Annotated in this window: 10 protein-coding genes; 5 read left to right on the forward strand and 5 right to left on the reverse strand. The window is 71.5% G+C overall.

All coding sequences use genetic code 11. From position 1 onward, the window contains the following. Positions 1 to 31: 31 nt before the first annotated feature. Positions 32 to 1,024 carry a hypothetical protein gene (locus tag WMF29_RS17040; RefSeq protein WP_437329837.1) on the forward strand — a complete coding sequence of 331 codons (993 nt, stop codon included), beginning with the start codon at positions 32 to 34 and terminating at the stop codon, positions 1,022 to 1,024. A gap of 281 nt (positions 1,025 to 1,305) precedes the next feature. Here the strand turns inward: WMF29_RS17040 and WMF29_RS17045 are convergent, their stop codons facing one another. From WMF29_RS17045 to WMF29_RS17055, 3 genes are read right to left on the reverse strand one after another with little or no spacing between them, the layout of a single operon-like run. Then, positions 1,306 to 2,421: an ABC transporter permease gene (locus tag WMF29_RS17045; protein WP_437329838.1), complete on the reverse strand. Its 1,116-nt coding sequence runs from the start codon at positions 2,419 to 2,421 to the stop codon at positions 1,306 to 1,308. Beyond that, complete coding sequence (locus WMF29_RS17050; protein WP_437331129.1) at positions 2,418 to 3,920, reverse strand: sugar ABC transporter ATP-binding protein; 1,503 nt, start codon at positions 3,918 to 3,920, stop codon at positions 2,418 to 2,420. Before WMF29_RS17050 ends, WMF29_RS17045 begins: the two co-directional genes overlap by 4 nt. A 32-nt stretch (positions 3,921 to 3,952) precedes the next feature. Then, positions 3,953 to 4,972, reverse strand: coding sequence for a sugar-binding protein (locus tag WMF29_RS17055; RefSeq protein ID WP_437329839.1), 1,020 nt, complete (start codon positions 4,970 to 4,972; stop codon positions 3,953 to 3,955). Between the two features lie 561 nt (positions 4,973 to 5,533). On the opposite strand from WMF29_RS17055, the gene WMF29_RS17060 reads away from it, so the two are divergent. From WMF29_RS17060 to WMF29_RS17075, 4 genes are all read left to right on the forward strand, one after another. Then, positions 5,534 to 6,841: a DUF1566 domain-containing protein gene (locus tag WMF29_RS17060; RefSeq protein ID WP_437329840.1), complete on the forward strand. Its 1,308-nt coding sequence runs from the start codon at positions 5,534 to 5,536 to the stop codon at positions 6,839 to 6,841. Positions 6,842 to 6,952: 111 nt separating this feature from the next. Further along, positions 6,953 to 8,425, forward strand: coding sequence for a YkgJ family cysteine cluster protein (locus WMF29_RS17065; RefSeq protein WP_437329841.1), 1,473 nt, complete (start codon positions 6,953 to 6,955; stop codon positions 8,423 to 8,425). Between the two features lie 63 nt (positions 8,426 to 8,488). Then, positions 8,489 to 9,520, forward strand: coding sequence for a DUF2169 family type VI secretion system accessory protein (locus WMF29_RS17070; protein ID WP_437329842.1), 1,032 nt, complete (start codon positions 8,489 to 8,491; stop codon positions 9,518 to 9,520). Then, positions 9,517 to 10,578: a beta-ketoacyl synthase N-terminal-like domain-containing protein gene (locus WMF29_RS17075; RefSeq protein WP_437329843.1), complete on the forward strand. Its 1,062-nt coding sequence runs from the start codon at positions 9,517 to 9,519 to the stop codon at positions 10,576 to 10,578. Before WMF29_RS17070 ends, WMF29_RS17075 begins: the two co-directional genes overlap by 4 nt. A 537-nt stretch (positions 10,579 to 11,115) precedes the next feature. On the opposite strand, the gene WMF29_RS17080 is transcribed toward WMF29_RS17075, so the two are convergent. Next, on the reverse strand, positions 11,116 to 11,574 hold the full coding sequence (locus tag WMF29_RS17080) for a DUF6968 family protein (RefSeq protein ID WP_437329844.1): 459 nt from the start codon (positions 11,572 to 11,574) through the stop codon (positions 11,116 to 11,118). Positions 11,575 to 11,578: 4 nt separating this feature from the next. After that, positions 11,579 to 11,902, reverse strand: a complete 324-nt coding sequence (locus tag WMF29_RS17085; RefSeq protein ID WP_437329845.1) for a hypothetical protein — start codon at positions 11,900 to 11,902, stop codon at positions 11,579 to 11,581. Positions 11,903 to 12,128 lie beyond the last annotated feature (226 nt).

Here is a 12,128-nt window from a genome sequence, read left to right on the forward strand (position 1 = left end):
CGCAGGCGGCGCCGCGGCGCGGGCGGCGAGCGTGACGCCCCGCCGCCGGATCTGGAGCGAGCTGCTGCCGCTCGAGGTGGTGCGGATGCCCGGGACGCTCGCGCTGCTGCGGCGGTATGCGCTGGAGCTCTCGATCGCGGTGCGGCCGGAGACCGCGGCGGGGCTGCCGGATCTCGTCGCGGCGTGCGCGGACGCGGGGGTGGCGGTCGCGGTGTGGCCGATGATCGCGGACGAGGACGGGCGCTGGGCGAGCGCCGGCAACGCGGCGGCGTTCGGCGCGTTCGTCGCGCGGCTGCTGGACGCGCTCGACGCGCGGCGCCTGGCCGCGGCGGAGATCGTGTTCGACCTGGAGCCGCCGATCGATGCGGTGCGGCGGGCGCTCGCGGGGGGGCGCGGCGCGCTCGATCTGCTCGGCGGTGGACCGCGGGGGAGCCCCCGGTGGAGCGAGGCGCAGCGCGCGTACGTGGAGCTGGCGGGCGCGGTGCACGCGCGCGGGATGGCGACCTCGGCCGCGATCGTGCCGCTCGTCTTGACCGACGGGCCGGCGCGCGGCTGGGAGCGGCTGCTCGGGACGCCCGTGTCCGCGCCGCCGTGGGGGCGCGTCGGCGCGATGCTGTACACATCGCTGGTCGAGGGGTATTCGCGCGGCGCGCTCGAGCGGGAGGACGCGGTTGCGCTGCTCGCCTGGGGGTGCCGCGCCGCCGCCCGGCGGTTCGGTCCGAGGGCGGGCGCCTCGCTGGGCGCCGTGGGCAAAGGCGCGCTCGGCGACGAGCCGGTCTACCGCTCGGTCGCCGAGCTCCGCGAGGACGTGGCCGCCGCGGAGGCGGCCGGGGTCTCGGATCTCTCGCTGTTCGACCTCGGCGGGGTGCTGGCGCGGCCGCCGGCCGAGGCCTGGCTGGAGGCGTTCGTGGCGCCGCCGGAGGCGCATTCGCCCCGGGATACGCTGCGGGCGCGCGGCGTGGTCGCGGCCGCAGCGCTCGTGGGGCGGGCGGCGGGCTGCGCTCGTCGGCTCACCTCGCCGTGACGGCGATCACCCGTGGTGTGACTTGCCCTGGCCGCGGTAGCGCTTCCAGTGATGTCGCTTGTTCTTGCTCTTCGGCCTGCTGTTGTTGGACAGGCCGATAGACGTCTTCTTCGTGTGCACCGACATGGCCCCGTCATGGCGCCGAGACGGGGCGGGCGACAGGGGGTCACGGACTTCGCCGCTCAGGCCGGACCGCCGGGCTGAGGAGGCGACGACTTCCCTGATAGGTCAGGGCGGGGCGCTCTTGGCGGATTGCCGGTTCGTCCCCATCGCAGGAAAGCTCAGGCGCTCTCGCGATCGGGCGCTCGCGCGGCAGGCGACTCCGCTGCGCTGACCGCCGCGGCCGCCTGCAGGCTCGGCGCCGCCTCGGCGGCGCCCGCGGAGGCATGCCGGATGCGCCGCTTCGTCTGCACCATGTGCACGATCTGGTCGAGGATCACGGCGACGAGGATCACGGCGCCGATGATGATGAAGGTCCAGTTCGGGTCCAGGCGCCAGATGCGTTGAATGCGGTCAGCGTCCTGGTACGGCAGCTGGAACATATTGATGCCGTTGTCGATGACGCGCATCACCGCGGAGCCGATGATGATGCCGAGCACCGTGCCTTCACCCCCGCGAAGCGAGCAGCCGCCGAGCACGGCCGCGGCGATCGCATACATCTCGTACGCGATGCCGACCTGCTGCGACATCTGCCCGATGTACGAGGCGTAACAGACGCCGGCCACGCCGCCGAGGCCCGCCGAGATCACATAGGTAGACGTCTCCACCCGCCTCACGTTGATGCCGGAGTACTCGGCCGCGTCGCGGTTGCCGCCGATCGCATAAACGTAACGGCCGAACACCGTGAAGTGCAGCGCATAGGTCGCCACGGCGCTCACGGCGAGGAACATCAGGAGCGGGTACGGGACGAGCGCGTCGCTCCCGCTCTTGAGCAGCCCGCCGTTCGCGAGGGCGAGCAGCGGCGAGCCACCGAGGCTCAGGGTGCCCCCCTGGGCGATGGTCTGCGAGACGCCGCGCAAGAACAACATGCCGCCGAGCGTGACGATGAACGGCTGCAGCTTGAGCCGCGTGATCAACAAGCCCTGGCCGAGGCCGATCAGCAGCGCCACGCCGAGCGCCACCGGAATGCCGATCCACAGCGGGTAGCCCAGGCCGCCGAGCTGGGTCGACGAGAGCTTGGCGATGAGGACGCCCGTCAGGCCGATCACGGACCCGATCGACAGATCGATGCCGCCGGCGATGATGACGAACCCGATGCCCATCGCGAAGATCCCGAGCATCGAGATCTGCCGCAGGGTGTTGATCGAGTTCGACTGCCCGAGGAAATCCGGGTTCGAGATGTAGAGGCCCAGACACATCACGACGAGCGCGATGGTCATCCCGAGCTCGCGCCTCACGACAGAGCCTCCTTGTCCGCGTGGCCCGTCATCAAGGTCGCGATCCGCTCCTGACTGAGCCGTTCCCGCGGCAGCACGCCCTTGATGCGTCGCTCGTGCATGACGGCGACGCGATCGCTCATTCCGATGATCTCTTCCATGTCCGAGCTGACCATCAAGATCGTGATGCCTTCATCCGCGAGGGCGGCCATGTGGCGGTAGATCTCGGCCTTGGCGCCGACGTCGATGCCCCGCGTCGGCTCGTCCAGGATGAGCACGCGCGGGTTCATGGCCAGCCATTTCCCGAGCACCACCTTCTGCTGGTTTCCGCCGGAGAGGTTCACGACGGGCTGACGAATGCCGGGCGTCTTCGTCCTCAAGCGCTCCACCTCCGATTCGGCGACCCGGCGCTCCGTCTCCCTGTTCAAGAAGCCCCAGCGGCCGTAGCTGCCGATGTTGGGCAGGGAGGTGTTCTCTGCGACGCTGAGCGGCAGCACGAGGCCGTGGCGCTTGCGATCCTCCGGCGCCAGGTAGACGCCGCGGTCGATCGCATCCCTGGGTTTTCGAGGAGCGAACCCCTTGCCTTCGAGCGTCATGCGTCCCCCGAGCGCCTTCGTCACCCCGAAGATCGTCTGCATGAGCTCCGTGCGGCCCGAGCCGACCAGGCCGGCAAAGCCGAGGATCTCCCCGCGTCCGGCCGAAAAAGAGACCTGCGCGGGCGCGCCGGGCACGACGAGCCCCTCGACCACCAGCACGGGCTCGGTCGATCGGCGGGGCCGCCTCTCCGGGAAGTAGTGCGCGCTGAGCTCGCGGCCCACCATCATGGCGACGATCCGTTCGCGCGTCGCCTCCGCGCGCGTGAGGTCACCGACGTAGCGGCCGTCGCGCAGGACCGTCACCCGGTCCGCAAGCGTCATGACCTCTTCCATCCGGTGCGAGATGTAGACGATGCCGATGCCGTCCGCCCGGAGCTTGCGGATGATCCCGAAGAGGTGCTCGGACTCACCGCTCGTGAGCGACGAAGTCGGCTCGTCCATGATGAGGATGCGCGCGCTCAGGGCGAGCGCCTTGGCGATCTCGACCATCTGCATCTGGCCGGCGGTCAACGCGGACACCGGGGTCGAGGGCGGGAGCGGCAAGCCCACGCGCAGGAGCAGCTCCCTGGCGCGGGCGTGCATGTCGCCCTTCTTCAGCGGACGGAGGAGCAGCCCTGTCGCGCCGCCTTCGTTGCCGAGGAAGATGTTGGCCGCGATGTCCAGGTTCGGCGCCAGCATCAGCTCCTGATGGATGAGCGCGATGCCGAGGCGCTTGGCGGCGCGCACGCTCTCGATGGCGACGCTCCTTCCATCGATGCGGATCTCGCCCTCATCGGGCTGCAGGGCGCCCCCGAGGATCTTCATGAGCGTGCTCTTGCCGGCGCCGTTCTCGCCCATGAGGGCGAGCACCTCGCCCGGCTTCAGCGAGAGAGAGACGCCCTGGAGCGCGACCACGCCGGGAAACCGCTTGGTGATCGCGCGCATCGAGAGCAGATCCGGAGCGGACGCCGTCACGCTCACTTCTTCATTTCGGCGAGCTGCTGTTTGAAGGCCGCAACGTTGGTCTTTTCGATCACCTCGATGCCGGTGTCGATGCTCTTGTTGGCCGGGATCTGCGCCTTCGCCGTGTCGGGCTTGACCGAGAGCTCATGCGCCCACTTGCTCGCCAGGTAACCGAACTGAAACGGCTTCTGGACGACCGTGGCCGAGATCGTGCCGTTCTCGATGGCCGTGAGCGTCTCCTGCTCCTCGTCGAACACCGCTGCGAGGACCTTCCCCTTCTTCCCGAGCGCCTCGATGGCCGCCGCGATGGCGGGGCCGTTGTAGGACCACAGGCCTGCGACGAGCTTCAGGTCCGGGTGCGCGTTGATGATGTCCTCCACGTTGGAGCGCGCCTTCGCGCGGTCGGTGTTGTCCTCGCGCTTGTCGACGATCTCGATGTTCTTGCCGGCGATCGCGTCCTGGATGCCTTGCAGGCGCTGCTTCGCGTTGTCCGCGGAGAGCGTGCCGACGAACACGGCCATCTTGCCGCCTTCCGGGAGGAGCTTCACGATATAGGCGCCGAGCGCCTTGCCGGCCTCGTGGTTGTTGGTGCCGATGTAGAGCAGTCGGCTCGACGCCGGGGCGTCCGAGTCGAACGTGATGAGCTTGCTCTTCTCGGCCACCTTGTTGAGCACCGGGACCTGATCGGCGGGCGCGATGGCGCTCACGGCGATGGCGTCGTAGCCCTGACTCGAGAGGTTTTCGAGGATTTGGTTCTGCTCCTCCGTGGTGCCGTTCGACGGCATCTTCACGTCGACCTGAACCTTGCTTTCTTGCTCGTATTTCCGGACGCCCGCCTGAGCGATCTTCCAGAACTCGGACGCGTTGTTGGTGACGAAGGCGAGCTTGACGACCTTCGGCTTCGAGCCGGCGCCCTCGGCCGGCGCGGCGCCCGTCCCCTCGCTCTTCTCGTTGCACCCCGTCATCGCGAGCAGCCCCAACAGGAAGGGCGCTACGACCGCCCAACCCTTGCCCCAGGACTTCGTCTCTTTCACGGCTGGTCTCCTTGCTGATTCACTTCAAGAACGTGTTGACATCACGCGTGGCGTCGCCCTTACCCGGCCGTTGTCCCCGTGATCTGCTGCAAAGCTGGCGGCGCGTCTTTCCACAGTGCGCCCCGGTGGCTGGGGTCTACCCTCCGCGTCCCTGGAGGCCGAACCACTCCTTGGTCTTCAACATCGGAATGGCTCTGAGGACAAAGGATGCCCGCAGGAATTCATTGTGAACGTTCACATTTTCGGTGTCAACTCCGATCGGCGGGTGCTGTGCGCGCGGGACGTCACGGGTTAAGGCTGATCGAAGAATTGTCAGGGCACGGGAACGCGCGGTCGCCCGGTGCGATCAGGGGCGTTGCGCCTGCCGAAGGCGCGCAGGGTCTGCGACTCAGCACATCGAGCATGGGCTGAGATGACGGCGCTGGGCGATTTCTGTAGATTGGCAGGAAATATGCCTTTCTTCCGGTACGTGCGTTGGCGACCCTCGCGCGGCGTGTGATAGGTTGGTGCGGTTCGAGCATATTTGTCTTGCGACATTGGCTTGAGCCCGCGGAGGTGCCTGTGAATCGAAGCAAGCGGCGGGTCGTTGACGCGACCCGGGTGATGTCCGTCGCCGCGGCGCGTGCCTGGACGGGGGTCGCGCTCGGCGTGGTGCTCGCGGCCGCGGCGTGCGGCGAGGAGGAGGGCGGCGACCGCGGTGCGATCGCGGGGAGCGGCGGGTGGGGGACGGGCGGCGCGCTCGCGACAGGCGGAGCCTCGGAGACGGGCGCCGGGGTCGGCGGCGCGGAGAGCAGCGCGAGCGGCGGCGCGCCAGGGGACGGCGGAGCGGAGAGCACCGCGAGCGGGGGCGCGGAGAGCACCGTGAGCGGCGGCGCGCCGGGCAACGGCGGAGCGGCCGGGGAGGGCGGTGGTCCGGGCAGCGGGGGCGCGGGCGGAGCGCCCGACACCTGCAGCAGGGCCGCTGCCTGCGGGACGCACAAGTGGGCCTGCTGGCCCATGCCCAACCCGGCGGGCAGCGGCCTGCCCAACCCCGCGAGCTACACCGATGTGGGGGGCGGCGTGGTGCGCGACAACGTCACATGCCTCGAATGGCAAGAGACCCCTCCTTCCGAGGCGTACACATGGGAGCAGGCGATCGGCTATTGCGACGGCCTGACGCTCGGCGGGTCCTCCGACTGGCGCCTTCCCACGCGCATCGAGATGACGTCGATCGTCGACTTCACCCGGAGCCCGGCCATCGACAGGGGCGCGTTCCCGGGGGCGCGCGGGGGCTTCCACAAGACGGCGTCCGACTGGATCCTCACCATCCGGCAGGCCGGCGCCGGCGCGGGACGCGACTATGCCTGGGCCTTCAACCTCAGCGACGGGATCGTCAGCAACGCCTACTCCAAGGCGACCGCGGCGAGCCTGCGCTGCGTGCGAGGCAACGGCGATGGCGAGGCGCCGAGCAGCCCGGCCGTGGCCCCGCCCGACCAGTACACCGTCGTGTCGCCCGGCGAGGTGATGGACAGGTACACAGGCCTCGTCTGGCAGCAGGGGTATTCGCCGGCCACGATGGCCTGGGCCGAGGCGGAGAGCTACTGCGCGACGCTCGATCTCAACGGCCACGCGTGGCGCCTGCCCAGCATCCGGGAGCTCGCGACCCTCGTCGACGAGGCGCAGGTGGCGCCGTCGATCAACCGCACGATGTTCCCCGACACGCAGTACGGCTCCCGCAGCAACGACTGGTACTGGGGCTCCCACGCGGCCGTGGGGAACGCCGCGGCGGCCTGGGCGCTCAATTTCGACGACGGCTTCACCGGGTTCAACGCGGGAGAGAGCGGCAAGTGGAACTATTTCACGGCCGCGTGGGTGAAGTGCGTGCGCTGAGGGCGCCGCAGCGGCCGTCGCGCTTCGCCTGGGGAGCGCGGCGGCGAGGCCGGCGCCGCCGTCCCTCGTTTCGGTGGCGCGCCGCCGCCGGCGTCGGATAGCTTGGCTCGGGTGAGCCCGAGCACGCCGCCGGCGCGCCCTCGCCTCGCCGCCCACGTGCTCGCGCGGCGCCACCTGGTCGGCGAGGAGGAGCGCGTCATTCTCCACGATGTCCGCACGGGGCAGCTGCTCCAGCTCGGCCCGCGGGAGTGGGTCCTGCTCTCCGCGGCCGACGGGACGCGCGACGTCGAGGGCATCGTCATCGCGGCGGCCCGCGAGGGCGCGCACGCGCGTGTGCCCGCGGCGCAGGCGTTCTTCGCGGAGCTCCACGCCGCGGGGCTGCTCGGAGCGGACGACGCCGGCGAGGACGCGGCGCGCTTCGGGTCCACGGCGGCCGCGGCGCCCGCGGCGCCGGCGCTCGACCCGGGGGAGCGCGATCCCCGCGAGCGCCCGCTGGAGGTGCTGCCCGAGTTCAGCCTGCACTGCGACGGCCGCGGGAGCTGCTGCCGGATCTACGCCTCGATCCTCTTCGACCCCGAGGAGGCGGCGCGGGCGCGGGCATTGCGGCCCGATGTGCTGAGCGGGGGCGCGCGCCACGAGCGGGCCTTCACGCCGGAGCGCGGGACGTGGCCGTGCGCGGCCTCCGTCGTGGCGATGCGGGACGGGCGGTGCGCCTACCTCGAGGGCGAGGGGCGCTGCTCGCTCCACGCGAGGGGCGGGCCCGAGGCCAAGCCGCTCGGGTGCCGCACCTTCCCGACCAGCTTCGTCGACGACGGCGAGTCGGTGCGCGTCTCGGTCGCCGTGGAGTGCGCCTGCGTGCTGGCCAGCGCGGGCCGCCCCGGCGGCGCGCCGCTGCTCGATCCGCGGCTCGTCACGCGGGGGGATCTGGACGAGCGCATCGATGTCGCCCGGCTGCCGGACCGCGCGCAGGTGGCGCCCGGCGCGACCGCCTCCCGCGCCGAGGTCGTCGCCTGGTCGCGGCGCCTCGCCGCGGCAGCACCCCCGCCCGACGTCGCCGCGGGCCTCTTCTCGCTCGCCGCCGCGCTCGAGGCCGAGGGCCTCACCGAGGGGGCGATCGCGCGCTTCGAGCGGCCCGATCCGCTGGATCCGGCGGCGCTCGCGCCCTGGCTCGCCGCGCTCCACGGCCGCGCGGCGCGGCGGGCGCGCGAGGACGCCGCCTGGCGGAGCGAGCGGGACCTCGCGGGGAGGGCCACGCGGTGGATCGCGGACGCGACGCTGGCGCTGGCCGAGCCCGACCTGCTCGGCGCGCTGCTCCTCGCGCCCGTGCCCGCGCGCGTGGGCGACCGCGAGCGCTTCACCCTCCGGGCGGCCTTGCACGGCCACCGCCTGCTCGGGGCGCTGCCGCTCTCGCTCGCGCTCCGCGATCGCGCCGTGCGGCTCGTCGTTGCCCGGGCGCTGCCGGCGGTCGTCGACGGGGAGGGCGCGGACGACCCGGCCTGCGCCGAGCCGATCGCGCTCGTGGAGGCGACGCTGCGAGGCCACGGCCTCGACGCGTACGCCGCCGAGGCGGTCACGGCGGGGTGATCGCGTGCGTCTCCTCGAACTCGGAGAGACATCGCCTCCGATCCTGTCGATAATGCGCCCGCGATGAGCCAGCCCCCGCTCGACAACAAGACGGACTTCGCCGCGCATCCACAGCTGCTCGTCGACAGGGACGGCGAGCAGCTGGTCACGATCGTCAAGGCGAGCTTCGAGCTCCAGGGCGACGGCAGCCTCGAGCTCGCGCCCCCCGAGCGCACGCGCGGGGTCCGCCTCGCCGACCTGCCCTGGGAGGAGAAGAAGCCCGAGAGCGTCGCGTACCCCGCCGACGTCTGCCTGTTCAAGCCGGCGACCGACGTGATCTTCGTGGCCACGGCGTACGCGCCGAACGGCAAGGCGGTGCCGTCCTTCGACGTGCGCGTCGAGGTGGGCCCGCTCAGCAAATCGCTCGTCGTGTTCGGCAAGCGGCTCTGGGTGGACAAGGGCGCCGCCCTCACCGCGCCTTCGCCCATCGAGCAGATCGACATGCGCTACGACCACGCCTGGGGCGGGCGGGACGACGACGATCCCGCGGCGCTCCTCGAGGAGCCGCGCAACCCGATCGGCACGGGCGTCACGCGCGCGCCGGCCTCGCTCACCCACCAGCCGGCGCCGGCCATCGAGGATCCCTCGTACCCGATCCGGACCGCGAAGACCGCGCCGCCGCCCGCGGGGATCGGGGCCGTCGGCCGGCACTGGGAGCCGCGCCGCGCGTACGCCGGGACGTACGACGCCGCGTGGCGGGAGAACCGCGCGCCGCTCCTGCCCGAGGACTTCGACCACCGCTTCAACCTCTGCGCCTCGCCGGGCCTCATCGCGGATCCGCCGCTCGCGGGCGGCGAGCCGGTGCGGGCGCTCAACCTCACGCCCGAGGGGGCGCTCAGCTTCGAGCTCCCGAAGGTGCAGGTCGAGATCGAGTTCCACGTGAAGGACCGCGCGCCTGTCGCCTTCGCGCCCCACCTCGACACCGTGCTCGTCGACCTCTACGCCACCGGCCCGCAGAAGCCGGTGGCCGTCGAGATGGTCTGGCGCGCGCACGTCAAGGCGCCCCGGCGGATGAAGGACGCGCGCGTGATCGTGCGCGAGCGGGGGCGAGCGTGAGGCCCCTCGCCGCCGTGGTGGCCGCGGGCGCGGTCACGCCCGTGGGGCTGCGCTCGATCGACACCGCCTTCTCGCACCGCGCCTCGGCCGCGGCGATGCGCGAGTCGCCGCTCGTGGACGGGCAGGGCGAGCCCGTCACGATGTGCTTCCTGCCCACGCTCGATCCGCGGGCCACGGGCGCGGCGCGCGCCGTCCTGCTCGCGGAGCGCGCGCTCGGCGAGGCGCTCGAGAAGCTCGGCCCCGCGGCGCGGGGGCTGCGCCTGCAGATGGGCCTGTGCCTCGACGAGCACCTCGGGCAGCGGCCGCCGGGCGGCGAGGCCCCGGCGCAGCGGGTCGCCGCCGAGCTCGCCGCGCGGGCGCAAGCGTACGGGTGCGCGCCGGAGATCGCGGTGAAGGTCTCGACGCGAGGGCCCGCCGCGCCGGGGTACTTGCTGCCGGAGCTGTGCGACGCGCTCGCGCGAGGCGCGATCGACGCGGCGCTGCTCGGCGGCGTGCACACCGACTACGACCCAGCGCGCATCGCCGCGCTCGACGCCGCGGGCCGGCTCTTCCGGTCGGACAACCTGGACGCCCTCGTCCCCGGCGAGTGCGCGGCCTTCGTGGTCCTCATGCGCCCCGACATCGCGCGGCGCGCGCTCCTCCGCGAGCTGGGGCAGATCGTCGGCGTCTCCACCGCGCACGAGCGGGCTCGCCCGGACAACGACGAGTCCGCGTTCCAGGCCACGGGCCTCACCGCCGCGCTCCGTGCCGCGCTCGCGCCCCTGGCCGAGCGCGGGATGCGCGCGGGCTGGATGCTGACCGATATCACCTTCGAGACCTTCCGCCATTTCGAGCTCCAGGCCGCATCGGTGCGCACGCAGCAGCTGTTCTGCGATCCGCAGCAACTGGAGTGCCCTGCCCAACGGATCGGCGCGCTCGGCGCCGCGGCCATGCCGCTGCATCTCGCCATCGCGTCGGAGGCGTTCGCGCGGGGCTTCGCGCCGCACCCGTGCGCCGTCTCCCTCGCCGGGAGCGACGGCGGGGAGCGCGCAGCGATGGTGGTCGTGGCGCCGGGGTGACGGTGCAGCACGGCGGACTGAGTCCAGGTGTAGCCGCCGAACGGGACGACCGCCGAACTGGCGCGCGCGGGGGACGCGGCGGTGGGGGCTTTGGCTGAAGGTGGGGGCATTTGAACGGCCAAGTCGCCAGAAGACGCCAAGATTTTAGAGGATTTCTTGGCGTCTTCTGGCGACTTGGCGGTTCCATCATTCCGGGAGGGTCGGTGAATTCCCTCTCCACCTGTCGACGGCTTTTCCGGAGAGATGAAATTCAGTCCGGAGGATGTCGACAGGCGGTGTCCGGGATAGGGCCTCTCCCAGATGACCCGACGTGGAACGAGATCTCCAGCTTTGCCACGGACGGGCGCTTTCGTTAAGGCCCTTGGTCTACCACTGGAGAGAACGCCCGCTCGGCCTCAGCGGGTATGCTGGGACAGCCGATGTCCTGGTCATCGTGCGCGATTACAGCCTGTTCAATGGGCCTTTCGCGCGGTCGGTCCGCGAGCGCCAACGGACGGCGCGAGCCCGGGGTAGGGGCGCCGGGTGCGCGCATGGCGCTCATTCGCGCTGTGCGCGCGCTCGCTTCACCTGCTCGCGGACTTTCGGATGCTGCTGGCTGACCTCGACGATGACGCGGCCAACGACCTCGACCGCGAGGTCGAAAGCCCGCTCCGCCAGGCGCTGGAACCAGAGCCCGAACGGCGAGTCGATCGGCCGGTACAGCCCCAGGTCACCGGGCTCCCCGCCGGCGGCCCAGGTGATGGGCAGCCCGGACGCCTCCAACGTCTGCCTGGCGAAGCCCTGCGCGAGTTGGAGGGCTTGCAGGGCGTCGACGCCCTCCTGCCACTTGAACACCTCAGCACCGAGCCCGGAGATGAGCACCGGGCAGCACCAGTCGCCGTCCTGCGCACCGGACGCAATCGGCTTGCCGATGACGAGTACGATCTGCCGGTCAGGCTGGCCATCCACTCCGTAGCGACGGACGGCGATGGGCTCACCGATGCGCTTCTTGGGCATAGGGTTAGGTTAGTCCGGAAACGACGTGACCAGGCAGTAGACCTCCCATCTGGCCGGTGACCCGCTGTTCGCCACTTCCCAGCAAGCCCTCTTTACTCACCGGATCCAGTTTCCACTGCGAGCGGCAGAATGCCTCCTTTGCCCGCTGACTCGCGTGGGTCAGCAGCAGGCAGATCCCCCTGGCATCAGCCCGCAGCTCTCCCGTCGCAGCCACGAACGCAGCGGTGTCCGGGTCCGCCTCTTCGGCCGCATTCTCCTCGGTCGTGCTCACAACACAGCCAGCGAACATGACGACAACGGCGACCCCGATGAGCTTCGCGCCACGCATAGAGTCCCCCTGCTCGACCGCCCGCTACACGTAGAGCCCGGGGCGCTCAGCGGTAGCCGCATGTCACGCGGGGGCGTCGCGTGCCGACGTGGGCGGAATCATCCATCGAAGCACGCGATCCGCTTCACACGGCACGGCGCGCCGGCCCGATCGCGCGCGGCGCTGGCCACTCCGCGCGGCGACCGTGCAGCGCAGGAACCTGCTCCCCTCTGCCGTGTCGAAAGGC

The organism is Sorangium sp. So ce381 (assembly GCF_051473845.1).
Taxonomy (GTDB): Bacteria; Myxococcota_A; Polyangia; order Polyangiales; family Polyangiaceae; genus Sorangium; species Sorangium atrum.